The organism is Alkalibacter rhizosphaerae (genome assembly GCF_017352215.1).
GTDB lineage: Bacteria > Bacillota > Clostridia > Eubacteriales > Alkalibacteraceae > Alkalibacter > Alkalibacter rhizosphaerae.
The window spans coordinates 2,392,144-2,412,638 of record NZ_CP071444.1 but is presented as its reverse complement, the minus strand read 5'-3'; the positions used below and the strand labels follow the sequence as shown (position 1 = coordinate 2,412,638).

Genomic DNA, 20,495 nt, shown 5'->3' with positions numbered 1-20,495 from the left:
TTCTGTTATAATTGGGAGTGGAAAGTAGGTGTGCATATTGTATTTTGACTCTGAAAACGTACTGGAAAACAAACTCATTCTGTTGTATGCATTCAACCAATGCAAGGCTCCATTAACAAAAGAGCAGATCAGCCAGATTATCATAGAAAATGTTCAAATCAGCTATTTTGACATACAATTCCTCATTGACAGCCTGGTGGCCGATGAATTTTTGGTTGGAGGGTCCCCTTCCAATCCCAATATCTATTCCATCTCCGACAAAGGCCGGCAGACCTTGGGATTATTCATCCATCGTATTCCTTCTTATATCAAGGAAATGCTGGATCTGTTCATTCGACGCAACAAGGACAATGTCCTCAAAGATGTTCGAAGCAAAGCTTCTTACATCTTGCGGGGAGACGGGGACTTTGCCGTTCAACTGTCCTTGGTGGAAAACGAGGTGGAATTGATGGAACTTTCCATCCACGTTCCCAACAAGGCTCAAGCCAAATACGTTTGCAACAACTGGGAAAACCGCAGCAGCCAAATCTATTCGGACATCATACAGGCACTCATCAAAGAAGATTAGGAAAAGCGTTTCATCAGCTCCAATACATTTTCGTACATTGCCCGATATTTTGCTTCTTTTCCTCGTTCTTCTTCCACCACTTTTTCCGGTGCTTTATCGACAAAACCTTTATTTGCCAGTTTTTTCACCACTCGGTCGATTTCCTTTTCCAGGTGGTCTTTTTCTTTTTGCAGCCGCTCCATTTCTTCCTTTGGATCAATAAGGGAGTCCATGGGGATCAACAACTCTCCGCCATCCAACAATGCAGCTGCCGCATTGTCCAACCCATCCTTGTTCTTTTGGATCGTCAAGGATTCCAGGTTGGCCAGCGTCTTGATGGAGCCTTCATTGGCCATGACGATGTCCGCTTTTTCCGGTGTGGCCGGGATCAATACGGCTTTTAGTTTCTTGGATGGCGGAACATTTCGTTCAGCGCGGATGTTTCTTACTCCACGAACCCCATCCATGACAAAGGCCATGTCCGCTTCTTCCTTTTCGTAGACAAGGTCTTCCCGCCATACCGGCCATGCAGCGACCATGATGGTGGATTTGTCTTCCAACAGCGACAAATACAATTTTTCCGTAATAAATGGCATGAATGGGTGAAGCAATCGCAACGATGTTTCCAATACTTCCTGCAAAGTGGCCAAAGCGGCTTCTTTGGAGGGACCTTCCCCTTGAAATAAGCGGGGTTTCACCAATTCAATATACCAATCGCAGTATTCATTCCACATAAAATCATACAGCTTTTGTGCAGCGATCCCCAATTCGTATTTTTCCAGGTTTTCGTTGACTTCTTTGGCCACTTGATTCATCCTGCTGATGATCCAGCGGTCCATCGGTTCCAAATGTTGCTTTTGTTCCTCGATGGATGAGACTTTTCGTCCTTCCACATGCATCAACACGAATTTCGTGGCATTCCATATCTTGTTGGCAAAGTTACGATTGGCGTTTACCTTTTCTTCATTCCATCGAATATCATTTCCGGCAGCATTTCCAGTGACGATGGTGAATCGAAGAGGATCTGCTCCGAAGGTTTCGATCACTTCCAAGGGATCCACACCGTTGCCCAGGGATTTGCTCATTTTTCTTCCCTGTCCGTCCCGGATCAAGCCGTGGATGTAAACATCGGAAAATGGCGTTTCCCCCATTTGTTCGATCCCGGAAAAGATCATTCGGGCGACCCAGAAGAAGATGATGTCAAATCCGGTGACCAGCAAATTGTTGGGATAGAACTTGTTCAAATCCGGCGTCTCTTCGGGCCATCCCAGTGTGCTAAAAGGCCATAGAGCACTACTGAACCAGGTATCCAATACGTCTTCATCCTGCACTACATTTTTGGAATCACATTGATCGCAAGTCTGCACCGGTGTTCTAGACACCATGACCGCTCCGCAATCTTGACAATAGTAAGCAGGGATCCGATGCCCCCACCACAATTGGCGGGAAATACACCAGTCTTTGATATTTTCCATCCAGTTGTAGTATATTTTGCTGAATCGGTCCGGAATGAATTTTGTGGTTCCTTCCCGCACCACGTCAATGGCCGGTTCTGCCAAAGGTTTCATGTCGACAAACCACTGTTTGGAGATGATGGGTTCCACTGTCGTGTCGCACCGGTAACAGGCTCCCACATTATGGGGGCGCTCTTCGATTTTTTCCATCAACCCCAATTCCGTCAAGTCTTCTACGATTTTTGTTCTGGCTGTATAACGTTCCAACCCTTCATACTTTCCTGCCAAGTGGTTAAGGACCCCGGAATCGTCCAAAACGCGGATTTGCTCCAAATTGTGCCGCAATCCCACCTCAAAATCATTGGGGTCGTGGGCCGGTGTCATTTTTACAGCACCCGTTCCAAATGTGGGATCCACATAATCGTCTGCAACGATGGGAATACGTCGATCCATCAACGGCAGGATCACATATTTCCCTACCAGATGGGTGTATCGTTCATCATCCGGATGAACTGCCACCCCGCTGTCTCCCAGCATGGTTTCCGGTCGGGTGGTGGCAACGATCAAAAATTCTTCCGATCCTTCGATAGGATATTTTACGTGATATAGCTTTCCTGCTTTTTCTTCGTATTCCACTTCCGCATCGGACAAGGCCGTTTTACAGTCCGGGCACCAGTTGATGATTCGATTGCCTTGATAGATCAACCCTTTTTCGTACAATCGTACAAACGTTTCCGTTACGGCATTGGTACATCCTTCATCCATGGTGAACCGTTCCCGATCCCAGTCGCAGGAAGCACCAAGTTTTCGAAACTGACCGGCGATCCGTTTTTTGTAAACCATGGCCCAGTCCCAGGCTCTCACCAAAAACTCTTCCCGCCCAAGGTCTTCCTTGCCTTTTCCTTCTTCTTCTTTGATTTTCTCTACCACTTTTACTTCCGTGGCGATGCTTGCGTGATCCGTCCCCGGCAACCATAGTGCAGAAAATCCCTGCATCCGCTTCCAGCGGATGATGATGTCCTGGAGCGTTCCATCAAATGCATGACCCAAGTGGAGCTGCCCTGTGATATTAGGAGGCGGCATCACAATTGTATACGGTTTCCCGTCTGGATGCACCTCTGGTTTAAAGTATCCCTTTTCTTCCCAAAAACGATAGATCTCATCTTCAAAATCTCCGGGATTGTAGGATTTGGATAATGTTCTGTTGATCATGGCGTCCTCCTTGTTTCTTCCAATTTTCGAATATAAATACTCTATGGCATCTGCTTGATTACTGTTCTTTCACATCTGCCCATTTCGCCTTTTGTACCAAAAGGCTTTGTCGCGCAAAAAAATCCCTTGCCGAAGCAAGGGACGATAGTATACCGCGGTACCACCCTGATTGATATATAACCCAACTCTTTACATAACGCCACAAAATGACGGCTTCCCTTACTCCTAGTTCAGGGGAGCGGTTCGGAAGGGACGTTCAAAAAGCATTGGACGAAAGATCTTGCAGCCTGGGATCCTTCTCTCTAAGACCTGTTCTTTTTTACTCTTCTTCCTCATGACCTTTGAATTATGAAATATTCTTTATCTTCGTATTTTACATGAAAAACACGAAAAAGTAAATCATTCCTCGTTTATTTTTGGGAGAACAAAAGAAAACTCAACACCATTGTCCAAATTTTTTACATCCCAACTTCCTTTATGAAGCATCAAGATATTTTTTGCAATGGATAATCCCAAACCAACACCATTACCTTTGGAATTGGCGTCTCCTTTATAAAATGACTCCCATAAAAACGGCAGGTCTCCTTCCGGAATCTTTCTCCCTTTGTTATATATTTTGGTTATGATATGATCCTTATCTTCATAACATGTGATCCGGACCAATCCGTCTTGTTCGACATGGGCAAATGCATTGTTGATCAGGTTGTTCAATACTTGCTCCAATCGAAAACCATCCCCCATTACGATCACAGGTTTATTCGGGGTCTCTATCGGAAACAAGCTCCTATCGTATTTTTTGTTGACAAGAAATTTCTTGTGGACATCCTGCAGCAGATCCGCATAATCCAAGGGTTTTATATTCAATTTGTAATTTCCGGATTCCAGTTGGGAGAGATCCAGAAGATCTTGGGTCATCTTGGTGATTTTTTCCGATTCTTCCGTAATGACATCTAGCGCAACCTTTTGTTCCTGTTCATCATCGTAGAGACCGTCTTCCATGGCTTCCACATACCCTCGAATGACGGAAACCGGCGTTCTGATTTCATGAGATACCCTGGCTACAAATTCCTTGCGCATGGACTCCATGGTCTTCTCTTTTTTTAATTCTTCCTGAAGTTTCCCGATCGTATCTTTTAGCCGGACCGTTAGGTCATTCAAAGTTTGACCCAACTGCCCGATCTCATCTGTTTCCGTACCTGTATAGCGAGCTTTGAAATCCAGTTCTTTCATTCGATTGGCTACTTGATTCAGTTGAACGAGAGGTCTTGATATGGTTCTCGAAAGCATAAAAATCAAAAACATGCCGATCAGAAGCAACGGTAGCGTCAATAAAAGCATAAACCAGGATAGTACGGAAATTGCCCTTTCGAAGGACGCATACGCCAATCGGGTGATCAACAAATTCCCGTCTCCTAGAGAATTGCTGTATAACAGCCAATCTTCCTCCCCTATGCCATTCATTCCCTGCATCCGCGTGAATCTGCCGTTACCTCCCATCATTCCACCCATGGTTACATTACTGGACGTCCCGCTAAAGAGAATTCTCCCTTCTGCAGTTGTAATGACCATGGTCGCTCCAAGATTTTCTCCATAAAACGCCAATGCCTCCGGTACACGGGCAGGATCTTCCAAATACACGGCTTGAATTTCTTCTGCTGCGCTTAGAATGGCATCTTCCTGTCTTGCATAATAATAATCTTCCAACCAAAAACGCACACCAACCAGCATCAACAGCAACAAGGCCACCACAAGGAGGCCTGTATAGAAAAATATTCTCTTGAAAACACTGTTTTTCACTTTTCCACCTCAAACTTATAACCGATGCCACGAATGGTTTTTATATAGTCTTCGCCCCTACCCATTTTTTTTCGAAGTCTTTTGATGGCAGTATCGACGGCCCTGTCATCTCCATCGAAATCCAACCCCCAGATCCGATCGATGATGGTTTCCCTTCGCACCGGAATTCCGGCATTTTCGACCAGGTATATCAACAAATCGTATTCTCTGGTCGTTAGATCCACTCGATTTCCATCGACAAAAGCCTCCATATTTCTAGGATGGATCTCTATCAAGCCGTGTTTCCAAATTTCAGGTTTTTCTTCTTCCGTCCGCTTTAAAATGGCCTTGATACGCATCAACAGTTCCTTGATGCTGAAAGGTTTGGTCATGTAGTCGTCTGCACCTGTTTCAAAGCCCTGTATTCGATCAGACAGTTCGCCTTTTGCCGTGAGAAAAATGACCGGAACGGAGCTTTCCTCCCGGATGTACTCCAAAACTTCGTATCCATCCAGCCCGGGCATCATGACGTCTAGTATGACCAGATCCGCCAAATGATGACGCCATTGGGCCAGCGCGTCGTTTCCATCCACCGCAGTCGTTACCTGATAACCTTCTTTTACAAGGTAATCCCGAATCAAGTTCCGCAGGTTTTTATCGTCTTCCACTACAAATATCTTTTGCATGGTCATCCCTTCCTTTGTTGTTCCATTATATCATTTCTATCAATACACTACGACATTTCTGTGACACTTTCATGGCATCTCTCTTGCAAAGAGGCCCCAATAAACATATAATTGTTATGTTAAAGGAATACAGGAGGTGTGCCATGGAAAATCTATTTGCCCTACTTGAAAATAAAGACTACAAAGGTTTGCGTGCGCATCTATCAACATTGCATGCACCGGATATTGCCGATGCAATGGAACAAACCCAGGAGAAGGAGAGCCTTCTCATTTTTCGACTTTTGCCCAAGGATCTGGCTGTAGAAGTTTTCTCGCACATGGAACCGTTCTACCAGGCAGAATTTTCCGAGTTGATTCGCGAAGAGGAACTGCGCGACTTGGTGGATGAGTTATATTTTGACGACAAAATCGACTACTTGGAAGAGATCCCAGCCACGTTGGTCAAAAAAATACTTCGTAACACTCCGGAAAACGAACGAAAATTGATCAATCAATTTCTGAATTACCCGGACTACAGTGCGGGCAGCATCATGACCATTGAATTCGTGGATCTAAAAAAATCCATGACCGTGGCGGATGCCATCAAAAGGATCCGACGCATTGGAACGGACAAGGAAACCATATATACTTGTTATGTCATCGATAATGAACGAACCCTGGAGGGATTGATCTCCCTGAAAGAGCTGATACTAACTTCTGAAGATACCACCATCGAAGAAATCATGAATGCAGACTTCATCAGCGTGACCACTCATACTGACCAAGAAGATGTTGCAGAAAAGTTTTTGAAATACGACTTGTTGGCCATGCCCGTCGTCGATTCTGAAAATCGCTTGGTCGGCATCATCACAGTCGATGATGTCTTGGATGTCATGGAAGAAGAGGCAACCAAGGACTTTCACATGATGGCAGGTATGCAGGTCAGTGAAGAAACCTATATGGAATCCAGCGTGATCCAGTTATTCAAAAAAAGATTCCCGTGGCTGGCAGTGTTGATGATCTCTGCCACCTTGACCAGTGCTATTATGGAAAGTTATGAAGCACTGATAGCCGGCATGGCGATACTCAGCGCCAATATCCCCATGCTTATGGGTACCAGCGGTAATGCCGGTGCGCAAGCATCCACATTGATGGTACGTTCCATCGCAGTGGGCGATGTGGAATTTAAGGACATCTTCCGCATTATATGGAAAGAATTTCGTGTTTCTTTCCTTATTGGATGCTCCCTTGCAGTATTGAATTATATTCGCATGTACTTCATCGGCGGATATTCTCCGACACTTTCTCTGGTGGTCAGCCTGACACTGATCATTACCATTGCTTTAGCCAAACTGATCGGTAGCACCTTGCCAATGGTGGCAAAAAAAATCGGTTTAGATCCAGCCATTATGGCAAACCCTATGATCAGCACCATTTTGGATGCACTGGTATTGATCACTTATTTCAAAATCAGTTCTGCCTTTTTCCCGTTGGGATAGAAGAAGCGGCCTCTTACGAGTCCGCTTCATTTTTTTCATATGTTTGGATCAAATCATTTCCCAGTTCAATGATTTGGTCGATGGATCGAGCTCTAGCCAGTTCAGACATGTTAAAAGCCATGGTATCCAAAATATCCTTGTTGTGCACCAGATATCCCACAACTTCAGAAAGATCGGTAATCTTCTCTACTTTAATGGCCATTCCTGTCTCTACTAGAAAATCTGCATTCTCTTCCTCTTGTCCAGGAATGTAATATGGAATGATCATTGGTATGTTTTTTATGATTGCTTCCGTAGTGGTCAACCCTCCAGGTTTGGTGATGACCACGTCCGCCATGTCCATCAGCTCTGGTATGTTTTCTGCGAATCCCAAAATGGTAACTATTTTATTTCCATCATATTCTGCCGCGATTTTTTCGATCTTACCTTTGACCTTCTCGTTGTTGCCGCAAACGGCTACAATTTTCAGGTAATGATTTGACTGAAGCAGACTTATAAATGCCTTTTCGATCTGGTTGGTTCCCATGGACCCGGCCATCAGCAAAACAGTCAAATCCACATCGTAATCTTTGACCACCACTTTTTTATGATCCAAAAACGACTTTCGTACCGGTATCCCAAACGGATGGATCCGATGGGGTTCCACACCCCTTTCGATCATCGTCTGTTTGGTGTATTCACTGCCTACAATGTAGGCATCAACTTCTTCATGAATATATGCTTGATGGATTCGGTAATCGGTAACGATGGAAACAATGGGTATGTGAAAGAGACCATCTTTCTTCAAGGTGGCCAGAACATTTGTCACCAAAGGATGGGTGACTACCAGTAGATCGGGCTTCTTTTCCTCTAAAATCTTTTGGATGTCATCTTCCATAACATCCGTAATGACCCACATGATATAATGACTCAACGTTTCATTGTTTGCAGCCCGATACATCCTGCCAAATGTTTTGGGACTGATGTGGACGATTCTTTCATACCCCTTGGCGATGATCCTGTCCAAAAAACGACTGGTTTCCTTGAACGCATCCATGGTCTCCGCTTCGTAACCAGATTCGGCAAAATGTTCCCGAATCGAATTGGCGGCAATATTGTGGCCTCCTCCAGTGGAAGCGGTGAATATGATGACTTTGTTCATGAATATAATCAACTCCATTCAATTTACTATAACATGTAAAAATTGTATTGACCAGTCGCTCTTCCACAAAAAAATAACCTCTTTGAAGAGATTATTTAAAATTCTTTGCTGAAACGGTAATCTACTTTAATCAATCTTCCACCAATTTTTTCATTCTGCTTCTTCTGTATCAAGTAAAGCAATCCCATGACCATCAAGGTCGATGACGCAATGATACTGAGTATGCCTATCCATTTCTTCATATAGATCCTCCTCATCTGATTTGTCGTCTTCCTAATCATATGTTTATTATATACCATAGGATCGTCATTCAAAACAAAAGGGATAAAAAAACAGCGTTTCCTGGTGGAAACGCTGTCTGTTTAATTTACTTGACCCATGCCTGGCAGATCTTTACGCCTTCTGCTGCGTTGGTGGTAAAATTATCTGCACCGATATGCTCGCATGCTTCTTTGGTTACGGGATTTCCACCGATGATCACTTTGACACTATCTCGAAGTCCGGCTTCTTTTAAAGCATCGACCGTATCTTTCATGGATTCCAATGCCAACGTCAATACACCGCTCATTCCAACAATGTCCGGCTTCAGTTCTTTTACTTTATCGACAAAAGCTCCAACAGGCTGGTCGATGCCAAGGTCAACCACTTCAAATCCTGCAGCTTCAGACATGCTTTTGAAAATATTCTTTCCAATATCATGCAAGTCGCCATGTACTGTTCCAACGATCATCTTCCCAATTTTGGTGGACGTTCCAGAACCGATCACTGGTTTCAAAACATCAATGGACTCGGAAAGAAGCTCTCCTGCGAAAATCAAGTCTCCAACAAAATACTCACCGGATTCGAACAGGTCCCCTACTTTCGCCATCCCTTCCTGGCATGCTGTTACTACTTTTTGTGCGTCTTCCTCAGAAGGTGAAGATGCCACAAAATCATTTAGCATTTCCAACAGTTCTTCTTCTTCCAAATTGCCTACCAATTCCGTAACTTTTTTTAAATCGATCATCAAGCAAACCTCCTCATTTAATTTGTATATGCATGTAGAGATTATAACATTCTAAAAATCAAATTTCAACATCTTTTGTAAATAAACTTCTTTTTTAAATATTAAATGTTATTTTTTAAACCAATTGCTGGGCATCGTACAATCTCCGGTAAAGACCTTTCTTTTCATATAGTTCCTGGTGCGTCCCCAGTTCAGCGATACCGTCATCTGTAAGGACCACGATACGATCTGCTCCACGAATGGTAGCCAAGCGATGGGCGATGATGATGGATGTTCTGCTTTTTGACAATCGATCAAAAGATTGTTGGATGATCTGTTCGTTTTCATTGTCCAGGCTGGATGTTGCTTCATCCAAAATCAATATGGGAGGATTTTTCAAAAAAATCCTGGCAATGCTGATCCGTTGTTTTTGACCTCCGGAAAGCAGTACGCCTCTTTCTCCAGTATAAGTATCATACCCATTGGGCAACTGCAAAATAAATTCATGGGCATTGGCAAGTTTTGCTGCATTGATCACTTCTTCATCGCTGGCGTTGATATTTCCGTAGGCAATATTTTCCCGGATGGTGCCGCCAAAGAGGAACACGTCTTGTTGAACGATGCCTATGTTCTCCCGGAGATCTCGAAGCTTTATACTTCGGATGTCCTTCCCGTCCATATGTATAGCCCCGTCATCCACATCATAGAATCTTGGGATCAAACTGCATAAAGTCGACTTTCCTGCTCCGGAAGGTCCTACCAAGGCGACCGTCTCGCCAGGTTCTATGGAAAGATGAATATTTTTTAATACTGTTTCACTAGGGGTATAACCAAAAGTAACGTTGTCGAAAATGATCTCCCCCGACAATTTCCCGATGGAAACAGCACTTTTATCGTCGACGATATCCGGATCGATGTTCATGATCTCATCAAATCGATGAAAACCGGACGCTGCCTTTTGAAAGGTTTCCACAAAATTGGCGATCCTCTTGACGGGATCGATAAAAATGTTTACATACAGAAGAAACTGCACAAGAACCCCGACGCTGACCTGATCAAAGTAAATGAATAGTCCCGCGAACACAACCACGGACAAGTACAGGATATTCGCCATAAAATTGACACCAGAAATGAATTCTCCCATAATTTTGTACGATTGTTCCTTAGTCCTGCGATAATTTTGGTTTCCTATGTCAAATTTCTTCTCTTCATACCATTCGTTACCGAATGACTGGACCACCCGCACTCCGGAGATGGAATCCTCGATTTGTGCATTGATATCGGCGATCTTGATGCGCATGTCGGCAAAAACTTCCCGCATCTGTCTGTTCTTGCGGATGGTGAAGTACAACATTACCGGAATCAAGGCAAAAACGATCAAAGCCAGAGGCCAGTGAATGGAAAACATAATGGCGAAAGATCCGACAATGGTGATGATGGTGATGAAGACATCCTCCGGACCATGGTGTGCAAACTCCGCAATATCGAAGAGATCGTTGACCAAACGACTCATGATATGACCCGTCTTCGTATTGTCAAAGTATCGAAAGGAAAGTTTTTGAATATGATTGAACAGATCCTTCCGCATATCCGATTCGATCCGCACTCCCAAAACATGCCCCCAATAATTAACGACGTAGTTGAGTCCCGCACGAACAAGATAAAGACCCAGCATGACAGTCGAAAGGATCAACAACCGGTTCAATTGACGCTCCGGTATGATCTCATCAATGATCAATGCCACTAGTATCGGAAAGATCAAATCGATGATCGACATAAAAAAAGCACTGCCAAAATCGGCAAAAAACAACTTCTTGTGCGGTATATAATATTTCCAAAATTTTCTTAACATGGTTCCTCCTTGTGTATAAAAGAAAATTCCATAACATTCGGTTATGGAATGATCTGATTCTTAGAATATCCAAATGTTATTTGATAAAGGTACCTATATCCTGTCCTTCCAGGATGCGGTATATATTCTTGAGGTCACTGGAACTCGCCAATATGGTAGGAATGCCCTTGGCTGAAGTGATTTTTGATGCACACAATTTGGTGATCATTCCACCTGTTCCTACCTTGCTATTGGAGCCGCCTGCCACGCACATCAATTCATCGGTGAGTTTTTCTACTGCATGGATCAAATGGGCATCTGGATTTTTTAAGGGATTATCGCTGTATAACCCTTCCACATCGGATAAAATGATCAACAGGTCTGCATTCATCAATACAGCTACCATGGCGGAGAGGGTATCATTGTCGCCAAAACGTTCTTCCTGGATCTCTTCTGTGGAGATGGCGTCATTTTCGTTGACAATTGGTACCACCCCATATTCGAAAAGGGTCTCAAAGGTGTTGACGGTGTTTGCCTTTTTGATCGGAGAATGAAAAACATCCGCTGTCAACAAGATCTGCGCTATGGCCTGGTTGTATTCTCCGAAAAATTTTTGGTACAATTGCATCAATATGGCCTGCCCTACTGCTGCAGCTGCCTGTTTCTCTTTCAGCAAGGTCGGCTTGTTGCTTAATCCGATTTTGTCCATACCTGCACCAATGGCTCCGGAAGAAACAAGGATGACATCCTTCCCGCTGTTTTCCAGGTCCGTGATCACTCGGGCCAATGCCTCCATCCGTTGTATGTTGATGTTGCCTGTAGGATATGTAATCGAAGATGTTCCGATTTTTATGACGATCCGATTCGCTTCTTTTGCCTTCGTTCGCAATCCGATCACGTCCCCTTTCCTTTTGTTAGTCTTACGTCATTTTACCTGTTTTTTTGTTTTTTTTCTACCGGAAAAGAAAAAAACGCCGCTTTCGCGACGCACTACGCAATAATGGTTTCCAGTACCGGGCATTGCGCCCGTTCCAATTCATTTAGAAATCCTTTCAAGACCAACGCACATGCTTGAACGGAGTTTTCAATATCCGTCCTTGCTTGAGCTACCGGATCAATAGAAGCTTGTTGGAAATACTCTACCCGTTGGGTTGTCACAAATGTTTCAAGGTCAAAATCGAAATGTTCCAGCGACTTCCAGTAGATTTTGCCTTCTATGGATTCTGTCATTTCAAATTTTTCGATTTCATCCGCCAGCACGAATTCATAGGCAACATGCTCCTTGAAGTCACGATATCTTCTGATTTTTTTATTGTGGGGCATGCAAAACGTGTCACAAACATAGTGAGAAATCATCCCTAAGGAAAAGGACAAAGTCAAATCGTTTGTTCTGTTGATGAAGTTATTGGTTTGCACATGGTAATTCTTATATAGTTGCTCCACATTGTGAGTAGGCACTCGTTTTAAAATATGAAGATCCGGATATACGGCTCCCAGTTCCAATGATTTTCGGTCAATGATGATATTGCGATTTTTTTCAAGCAGGTCCGCCACCAGGTGGGCCATTGCGACATGCGATTTCAGTTTCAATAATCTGCCTCCTTTAAGCTTATAGAACCATTTTATCCGAATTTTTAGAAAATTCAAGCTTTTTTTAATTTTTCTTTTCTTCACCTATCCATCCTATTGTATTATAATGAATCAAGCATACGATATTTAGGAGGTACTTATGGTAAAAAAAGGAGAAGAACATATTATACAAATAGAGGACGTGGCCTTTCCCAATAGAGGCTTCGGCTATTTGGACGATAAAAAAATTATTGTGCACAATACACTGGCAGGACAGGAAGTTCGGGTCCGGATCAAAAAAAAGAGAAAAAGCAAAATTGAAGCGACTCTGCTGGAAGTGGTTTCTCCTGCTCCCAATCAAATCGACCCTCCATGCCCGGTCTTTGGTATTTGCGGTGGTTGTACCTATCAACACTTGGATTATACGGATCAGCTGACCCAGAAGGAAACGTTCATCACAGAACTCTTGAAAGATTTTGTGACCTCGGAAAACTACGAAGGGATCCTTCCCTCCCCGGATGTATTCTTCTATCGAAACAAAATGGAGTTTTCCTTTGGCGATGAATACATCAACGGTCCACTGACGTTGGGACTCCACAAACGTGGAAGCATGTACGACATCGTGGACGCATCCCAATGCATGCTGGTCGATGAAGACTTCAATAAAATCACCAAACGAGTCCTGTCCTTTTGTCGGGACAAAGGCTACGATTATTTTCACAAAAAGACACATACCGGTTTCTTGCGGCATCTGGTTGTACGAAAAGGGATCCAAACCGGAGAGATCTTGGTGGAACTGGTGACCAGCTCCGACGGCTCCCTTGATCAGGCAGGTCTCCTCGCTGCACTGGGGGATGCTCCTTTTAAAGGTACATTGAAAAGCGTTCTTCACACGGTCAACGATTCCATGGCTGATGTGGTACAGTCAGACCAGACCCACCTGCTGCTTGGGGAAGGCTATATCTACGATGAACTTAACGGCCTTCGATTTCAGATCACACCCCGTTCCTTTTTTCAAACCAACACGTTGGGGGCCCGAGTGCTTTATGACGTCGTCAGTGAATATGCAGGAGATGACAAAGAAGACCAGATTTTCGATCTGTATAGCGGCACTGGGACCATTACACAAATACTGGCCAGGGACCATGCACATGTTACCGGAGTAGAGATCGTTTCGGATGCTGTGGATGCAGCCATAGAAAATGCAAGGATGAATGGTATTGAGAATGCAGATTTTCTATGCGGGGATGTCATGGAAGTAGTAGCGACGCTGGAGAAGAAACCGGATGTCATCATTCTCGATCCGCCAAGGGATGGGATTCATCCCAAAGCCATTCAGAAGGTCATCGATTTCATGCCAAAGACGTTCGTTTATGTATCCTGCAAGCCCACCTCCCTGGTTCGGGATCTGCCCTATTTCCTGGAAGCGGGATATGCCTTGCATAGAATTCAGTGTGTGGACCTTTTTCCCCATACGCCACATGTGGAGACGGTGGTACTGCTTACTAAAAAACAGATATATTAGAGGAGGAGTAATCATGAAGTTGATATCATGGAATATCGATTCTTTAAACGCAGCACTAACAGGTGATTCAGCACGTGCCTTGTTATCTAAGGATGTATTAAAAAAGATTACAGAACATGATCCTGATGTTTTTGCTATACAGGAAACAAAGCTACCAAGCAACGGACCCACTAAAAAACACTTGGAAATCTTAAAAGATCAGTTTCAGGAATATGAAATTGTTTGGAATAGTTCTGTGGAACCGGCCCGTAAGGGTTATGCCGGCACCATGTTCTTATATAAGAATCATTTGAAACCATCCGTTGCCTATCCAGTGATCGATGCTCCGGATACCATGGACTTTGAAGGTCGGATCATTACATTGGAGTTTGATGAATTCTTTTTGACCCAAGTTTATACACCAAATGCCGGAGATGGATTGAATCGCTTGAAAGAACGTCAGATTTGGGATATCAAATATGCGGATTATCTTGCAGCTCTGGATAAGAACAAGTGCGTTGTTGCGACAGGTGATTTTAACGTGGCCCACAAAGAGATCGATTTGGCGCATCCTGCCAATAACCGAAATTCAGCTGGATTTACGGACGAAGAACGTCAAGGTTTCACAAATCTTTTGAATAAAGGGTTTACGGATACCTTTCGACATCTGCATGGTGACATCACAGATACCTATACTTGGTGGGCTCAGAGAGTGAAAACTAGTAAAATCAACAATTCTGGCTGGAGAATCGATTATTGGCTGGTGAGTGATCGCATAGCAGACAAGGTTATTGCCTCTGAAATGATCGACTCAGGTCCGAGACAAGACCACACACCGATTTTGCTAGAAATTAATCTGTAGGATCGGATCTCAACAAAAGATCTTGAATTTTCCGTGGTGTCTCGGAAAAATAGAGCCGTTTCCGGCAATCTTTCAGACCAATCCCATGTAGTATTCCACAGTTATAGCGACAACTACGACCAATGCCGAAATAAGGAATCCATGGATCAAAGGAGAGATGCCAGACTTTTTCATCTCATGGATATCCGTATTCAATCCGATGGCAGCCAACGCCGTTACCATCAGGAATTTGCTGATGCTTTTTGATCCTGCAGCAAACACTGCCGGGAAAAATCCAAGACTGTTGATCAGTGCCATCCCCATAAATGCAAGTATAAACCATGGGAACAAGGAGGTTATCTTCACCTTTTTTTGACTTTCATTCCCAATAGATTTTTTGGAGTTCATGTATGCGTTGATCAGCGAAAAAATCAGCACAACGGGAATAATGGTAAGTGTGCGAGTCAATTTTACCATGGTTGCGAAATCACCGGCTGCTTCGCTGAAGGCGTAACCGGCAGCAACAACACTGGAGGTATCATTCACTGCAGTACCCGCCCATAGTCCATACGCCATGTCGCTTAATCCCATCATATTCCCCATGATGGGAAACAGCAGGACCATGGCCATATCGAATAAAAAAGTGGCAGACATGGCATAGGCGACGTCCTTGTCTTTTGCCTCTATGACCGGTGCCATTGCAGCAATGGCCGACCCTCCGCATATGCCGGTTCCGGCAGAGATCATGTTGGAGAGTTTCCAGTCCAACCCCAGCCATTTTCCAATAAAATAACCTGCCCCGAAACAAGTGAACAGGGTAAAAAACATTACCGTCAAAGACAATCGACCTACATGAAGAATAGTGCCCATGCTCAAAGAAGCTCCCAATAGGACAATAGCCAATTTGAGAATTTTCTTGGATGTGAATTTCAAGCCCGGTTTGAACTTTTTGCCTAACTTGAAAACATGATTGATCGTCATCCCTATAAAAAGTGCCATGATCGAAGCTCCAATGAAATGAACAGGCAATTTTGATTCGAGCCACCGAGCCAACAGTGCAACAAGTACACTAAGAACAAAACCTGGCATGGTATATCGTATTGTATTCATATGAACCCTCCTTTACTGTCTTGTTCCATTTTACAGAAAATTTTAGCTAATTTCTAATTATGGTTTGTTATCAATAATAACTATATGTTATGATCGATTCAAAGAAAATTGTATACATCCACTTGATGGTTCTTTACAATAAACAAGGAAGAAGGTGTACGGCATGCTGGACCCCAAAATTCGAACATTCCTGGAAGTCGCGAAATATAAAAACTACACAAAAGCAGCTGCAGAGCTAAACCTGACACAACCTGCCGTCACCCAGCACATAAAAAAACTGGAAGAATATTACGACTGCAAATTGATCGAAATCATCGGGAAATCCGTTCATTTGACCTTGCAGGGCGAATCGCTCTATACCTACTCCAATTTTCAACGGGCAAACGAAAAACAGCTCATCAATCAAATCAAAAAAATGGAAACGCCGATCAAAATCGGCGCAACCCTTTCCATTGCAGACTACTACCTGCCCTCCTATTTGAGCTCATATTTGGACCATTATGACGAGATGTTTTCCCTTACCGTGAGAAATACAAAATCCATCATTGAGATGTTGTTGAACAATGAACTGTATTGCGCTTTTTTAGAAGGCATATTTGACAAATCCCTCTTCGACTTCCACGAATTTTGCATTACTGCCTTTATGCCGGTTGCCAGAAAGGGCCATCCCCTGGAGGGGGTAATAAGCACTCTGTCAAAGATACATGAATATCCCTTGATTTTAAGGGAAGAAGGTTCCGGAACCAGAAAGATCTATGAGAACTACTTGTATCAAAACAACGACTCCCTATCATCGGTCTCCAAAATTTACGAAATCAGCAGCTTTGGCGTCATTAAAAAAATTCTAAGTACATCCAATGCCGTTTCCTTCATGTACAAGGAAGTTGCCCAACAAGAGGTGGATAGAGGAGAATTATGTTATCTGGATATTGAAAATTTTTCAATTCAACGGCCCTTGTATTTTATCTATCCAACCAACAGCTTGATGAAAGAAAAGATTGAACTGTTTTACCACAAGTTATTGAATCAAGTTATTGAATCCCAGATTCAAATATAAATAAGTAAGGAGGTTTTACGATGAATGGAACCAACCGCGAAAACATAAAAATCGGCGCTACCGTTAGAGTCGTGCAAAAGAAAGACCAACGTTCCGGCAACCTAACGGAAGGAGTCGTTATGAGGATCCTGACCAAATCTGCCACCCACCCCCACGGCATCAAAGTCATGCTGGAAGACAAAGTCGTCGGGAGAGTCAAAGAGATCCTCTAAGACGAATATCATTACTGAAGGGAGGAATTTCAACTGAAACAATTTGAGATCATGGTCGGTTTAAAGAAAAAAGCGGCATTCGAGGGTTGGTTTGTCAAAATCGATGATGAAGCAAACGGACTTCTGTTTTCCGTCATTTGGGGGTATTCGACCCATGAAAAGACGAAACATGCATTTCTACAATTTCAAGACAACATTAGAAACGATACGGCCTACATTTCCTACCCTATCGAGGACTTACGTTGGACTTCAGATCCCTTCGAGTTGCAAATCGGAAAAAACAAACTATCTGAATCTGGGATGCATCTGGATTTTGAGATGGACGACATTGCCGTTTTCGGTGATTCCCAATTTGGCGATCTTTCTCCCATCCAAGTCTCTTTTTTAAAACCGAATATCATGGGATGGCTGAGTTACTTCCCCAACGAGTGCAACCATGCCATCATCAGCATGGATCACAAAGTCTCGGGATCATTGCAGTTTGGAAACCAAACTTTCCAAATATCCGATGCAGACGGCTACATGGAAAAAGATTGGGGCACTGGCTTTCCAAAGGAATATGTGTGGCTCCAGGCAAACGACCGGCCTCACAGTGCTGTCGTTTTCAGCTATGCCACCGTCCCCATGTTGGGAAAGCATGCAAAAGGCTTTTTCGCCGTTTTGAACCATGAAGGGCAAGAGTATCGCTTTAGCAGCATTGAAGGCAGCAAGATGACCCATTTTGACGTCAGCAACGATGGTTTCCAAGCATCCATTTCCAAGGGCCCTTATCGGTTGGATCTGGAAGCAAAACAAGCCGATCCGGTTGCATTGGCTTCTCCTGTCCAGGGCGAAATGAAAGCATACATCAAAGAATCCTTGGAAGGTTCCCTGGTTTTGCGACTGACGAAAAAAAATAAGACCATAGTGGAGTTGTCAAGTGAACGAGCATCCATCGATGTTCATTTCAAGGAGTAAAAAAATAATTACTAAATGCTTGGAGGTTTTCATGAAATATACAGAATTGAACGCTAAGATCATCGACCGGTGGGTCGACGAAGGCTGGGAATGGGGTCAGCCAATCAGCCACGACCAGTTTGTCAATGCACAAAATGGGATTTGGTCGGTGGTCCTTACGCCAACAAAACCAGTTCCCAAAGAATGGTTTCCTGATTTGACCGGGAAAAAAATATTGGGCCTTGCTTCCGGCGGCGGACAACAGATGCCCATTTTTGCTGCTCTCGGAGCTGATTGTACTGTTCTTGACTACTCGGAAAAGCAACTGGAACAGGAAGCTAAAATAGCCGACAAGGAGGGTTACTATATCAAAATAGTTCGAGGAGACATGACCCAACCACTTCCCTTTTCTGATGGGTCTTTTGACCTGATCTTCCACCCTGTCTCCAACTGTTACATCGAAAATGTGGAAGACGTCTGGAAGGAATGTTATCGGATCTTGAAACCCGGCGGACGCTTGATGGCCGGCTTGGACAACGGCTTCAACTTTCTGTTTGATGCGGACGAAAGAACCATCCGATATCCTCTTCCCTTCAATCCCCTAAGGGATCCAGCACTTCTGGAAATGTTAAAGAAAGAAGATTGGGGCATCCAATTTTCTCACACGCTGGAAGAACAGATCCGGGGTCAACTGCGGGCCGGTTTCCAATTGACGGACCTGTATGAAGATACCAACGGATCCGGTTTCTTGCATGAACATGGCGTACCTACCTTTTGGGCCACATTGGCCATAAAAATAGATAATCGCTAAAAAAATATAGTTTTCGAGTCTTGTTTAAAAATTCGGAATGAGTAAATATATGGAATAGATAGACATTTTCTTTAAGGTTCACACAGAATAATCAATCCAAGAAGGAGACGAGATCCATGAGAACGCGCATTGCTATTATCCTTGCAATCGTTTTTGGTCTTTTGCTTGTTGCTTCCTGCTCTTCCCCGAAAGGACCAACAGTCAATCGGTTGATGGTGGAGGATGGTTGGATCTTTTACAGCGATGACAACGTCATCTATTACGGCGAATACTCTGGCGCTGCCTATAAGGTCGACTTTGACGGCAACAATAAAACAAGGATCGAATGAATTTTGTGCAAACATTATGTCCAGCGTATCGTCACCATGCGATGCGCTGGACTTTTCCTTCCAGATGATGATCTTTTAAATTCCGAGCATTCTATTTCTCCTGCATCGTTGTCCGTTGAATATGTTACAATCTAATAAAGTACTTAATGTTGATATAATTTACTTTAATGCCTAATATCCCGCTCGCAAGGAGGTAACAACATGGAAATGTCCAACGTAATCTTCGCTTTCGCTTTAACCCTGTTTGCCGGATTATCCACCGGAATTGGCAGTGCTCTGGCATTGCTCACGAAGAAAACCAGTACCAGGTTTTTGTCCGTATCACTTGGTTTCTCAGCCGGGGTCATGATCTACGTTTCTTTTGTAGAAATCTTTGTTAAAGCCAAGGAAGCATTGACTTCTTATCTAGGACTACGAATGGGAACCTGGGTAACCGTCGGTGGTTTTTTCTTTGGTATATTGCTTATTGCACTTATCGATAAATTGATCCCAAAAACGGAAAACCCTCACGAGGTGCATACCGTGGAGGAAATGGACGGGACCAGTAAAGAACATAAGGAAAATCTGATGCGAATGGGCTTGTTTACCGCTTTGGCCATCGGCATTCACAACTTCCCGGAAGGTTTGGCAACATTCACTGCAGCACTGAGCGATCCAAGCCTGGGAATCCCCATCGCCATCGCTATTGCCATCCACAACATTCCAGAAGGGATCGCTGTTGCTGTTCCCATCTTTTATGCAACTGGCAGCAGAAGGCAAGCCTTTAAATGGTCCTTTCTGTCCGGATTATCGGAACCCATCGGTGCCATCGTTGGATACCTGATCCTATATCGTTTTCTCAATGATGCCGTCTTTGGTTTCATCTTCGCTTCCGTTGCGGGAATCATGGTGTATATAAGTTTGGATGAATTGCTTCCTTCTGCTGAAGAATATGGTGAACACCACCTGTCCATATATGGATTAATTGCCGGAATGGCTGTTATGGCGGTAAGCCTTTTGATGTTTATATAGTGAGC

20 protein-coding genes and 1 other annotated feature are annotated in these 20,495 nt (G+C 43.7%); of the genes, 10 read left to right on the top strand and 10 right to left on the bottom strand.

Annotated elements, in window-relative coordinates; translation table 11 throughout:
• The first annotated feature begins 28 nt into the window (after nt 1–28).
• Nucleotides 29–568 carry a DUF4364 family protein gene (locus tag J0B03_RS11960; RefSeq protein WP_207299822.1) on the top strand — a complete coding sequence of 180 codons (540 nt, stop codon included), beginning with the start codon at nt 29–31 and terminating at the stop codon, nt 566–568.
• Here the strand turns inward: J0B03_RS11960 and J0B03_RS11955 are convergent.
• The 3 genes from J0B03_RS11955 to J0B03_RS11945 form a co-directional block, all read right to left on the bottom strand.
• The gene (locus J0B03_RS11955) at nt 565–3,213 is read right to left on the bottom strand and encodes a valine--tRNA ligase (RefSeq protein ID WP_207299821.1); all 2,649 of its coding nucleotides are present in this window, start codon (nt 3,211–3,213) and stop codon (nt 565–567) included. The two genes, J0B03_RS11960 and J0B03_RS11955, sit on opposite strands and share 4 nt — an antisense overlap.
• 134 nt (nt 3,214–3,347) lie before the next feature.
• Nucleotides 3,348–3,558: a binding site (T-box leader), on the bottom strand.
• A 54-nt stretch (nt 3,559–3,612) separates the two neighbouring features.
• Nucleotides 3,613–5,010 carry a sensor histidine kinase gene (locus tag J0B03_RS11950; protein ID WP_207299820.1) on the bottom strand — a complete coding sequence of 466 codons (1,398 nt, stop codon included), beginning with the start codon at nt 5,008–5,010 and terminating at the stop codon, nt 3,613–3,615.
• A complete protein-coding gene (locus J0B03_RS11945) occupies nt 5,007–5,675 on the bottom strand; it encodes a response regulator transcription factor (RefSeq protein ID WP_207299819.1) in 669 nt (222 codons plus the stop codon). The genes J0B03_RS11950 and J0B03_RS11945 overlap by 4 nt, the downstream gene beginning before the upstream one ends.
• A gap of 143 nt (nt 5,676–5,818) precedes the next feature.
• On the opposite strand from J0B03_RS11945, the gene mgtE reads away from it, so the two are divergent.
• On the top strand, nt 5,819–7,153 hold the full coding sequence (gene mgtE, locus J0B03_RS11940; protein ID WP_246798137.1) for a magnesium transporter: 1,335 nt from the start codon (nt 5,819–5,821) through the stop codon (nt 7,151–7,153).
• A 13-nt stretch (nt 7,154–7,166) separates the two neighbouring features.
• Here the strand turns inward: mgtE and J0B03_RS11935 are convergent, their stop codons facing one another.
• The 6 genes from J0B03_RS11935 to J0B03_RS11910 form a co-directional block, all read right to left on the bottom strand.
• A complete protein-coding gene (locus J0B03_RS11935; RefSeq protein WP_207299817.1) occupies nt 7,167–8,294 on the bottom strand; it encodes an MGDG synthase family glycosyltransferase in 1,128 nt (375 codons plus the stop codon).
• A gap of 95 nt (nt 8,295–8,389) precedes the next feature.
• Entirely contained in the window at nt 8,390–8,536 is a 147-nt protein-coding gene (locus J0B03_RS11930) for a stress-responsive transcriptional regulator PspC (protein ID WP_207299816.1), read from the bottom strand.
• A 125-nt stretch (nt 8,537–8,661) separates the two neighbouring features.
• Entirely contained in the window at nt 8,662–9,300 is a 639-nt protein-coding gene (locus J0B03_RS11925; protein WP_207299815.1) for a cobalamin B12-binding domain-containing protein, read from the bottom strand.
• Between the two features lie 115 nt (nt 9,301–9,415).
• A complete protein-coding gene (locus J0B03_RS11920; protein WP_207299814.1) occupies nt 9,416–11,131 on the bottom strand; it encodes an ABC transporter ATP-binding protein in 1,716 nt (571 codons plus the stop codon).
• Nucleotides 11,132–11,207: 76 nt separating this feature from the next.
• Entirely contained in the window at nt 11,208–12,005 is a 798-nt protein-coding gene (gene proB / locus J0B03_RS11915; RefSeq protein ID WP_207301062.1) for a glutamate 5-kinase, read from the bottom strand.
• A 95-nt stretch (nt 12,006–12,100) separates the two neighbouring features.
• A complete protein-coding gene (locus tag J0B03_RS11910; RefSeq protein ID WP_207299813.1) occupies nt 12,101–12,784 on the bottom strand; it encodes a zinc dependent phospholipase C family protein in 684 nt (227 codons plus the stop codon).
• 55 nt (nt 12,785–12,839) lie between these two features.
• Between J0B03_RS11910 and rlmD the strand changes: the two genes are divergently transcribed.
• Nucleotides 12,840–14,204 (top strand): 23S rRNA (uracil(1939)-C(5))-methyltransferase RlmD, encoded by a 1,365-nt coding sequence (rlmD, locus tag J0B03_RS11905; RefSeq protein ID WP_207299812.1) that lies wholly within the window; start codon nt 12,840–12,842, stop codon nt 14,202–14,204.
• Nucleotides 14,205–14,217: 13 nt separating this feature from the next.
• Nucleotides 14,218–15,045, top strand: a complete 828-nt coding sequence (locus tag J0B03_RS11900; protein ID WP_207299811.1) for an exodeoxyribonuclease III — start codon at nt 14,218–14,220, stop codon at nt 15,043–15,045.
• Nucleotides 15,046–15,117: 72 nt separating this feature from the next.
• On the opposite strand, the gene J0B03_RS11895 is transcribed toward J0B03_RS11900, so the two are convergent.
• Nucleotides 15,118–16,134: a YeiH family protein gene (locus J0B03_RS11895; RefSeq protein WP_207299810.1), complete on the bottom strand. Its 1,017-nt coding sequence runs from the start codon at nt 16,132–16,134 to the stop codon at nt 15,118–15,120.
• A gap of 163 nt (nt 16,135–16,297) precedes the next feature.
• Here J0B03_RS11895 and J0B03_RS11890 point away from each other — a divergent pair, with 163 nt between their 5' ends.
• The 6 genes from J0B03_RS11890 (at nt 16,298) to zupT (ending at nt 20,490) form a co-directional block, all read left to right on the top strand.
• Nucleotides 16,298–17,191, top strand: coding sequence for a LysR substrate-binding domain-containing protein (locus J0B03_RS11890; protein ID WP_207299809.1), 894 nt, complete (start codon nt 16,298–16,300; stop codon nt 17,189–17,191).
• Between the two features lie 20 nt (nt 17,192–17,211).
• Nucleotides 17,212–17,403, top strand: a complete 192-nt coding sequence (locus J0B03_RS11885; RefSeq protein ID WP_207299808.1) for a YwbE family protein — start codon at nt 17,212–17,214, stop codon at nt 17,401–17,403.
• 51 nt (nt 17,404–17,454) lie between these two features.
• On the top strand, nt 17,455–18,360 hold the full coding sequence (locus tag J0B03_RS11880) for a tocopherol cyclase family protein (protein ID WP_207299807.1): 906 nt from the start codon (nt 17,455–17,457) through the stop codon (nt 18,358–18,360).
• A 31-nt stretch (nt 18,361–18,391) separates the two neighbouring features.
• A complete protein-coding gene (locus tag J0B03_RS11875; protein ID WP_207299806.1) occupies nt 18,392–19,150 on the top strand; it encodes a class I SAM-dependent methyltransferase in 759 nt (252 codons plus the stop codon).
• 116 nt (nt 19,151–19,266) lie between these two features.
• Nucleotides 19,267–19,479, top strand: a complete 213-nt coding sequence (locus J0B03_RS11870) for a hypothetical protein (protein ID WP_207299805.1) — start codon at nt 19,267–19,269, stop codon at nt 19,477–19,479.
• A gap of 207 nt (nt 19,480–19,686) precedes the next feature.
• Complete coding sequence (zupT, locus tag J0B03_RS11865) at nt 19,687–20,490, top strand: zinc transporter ZupT (protein WP_207301061.1); 804 nt, start codon at nt 19,687–19,689, stop codon at nt 20,488–20,490.
• Nucleotides 20,491–20,495 lie beyond the last annotated feature (5 nt).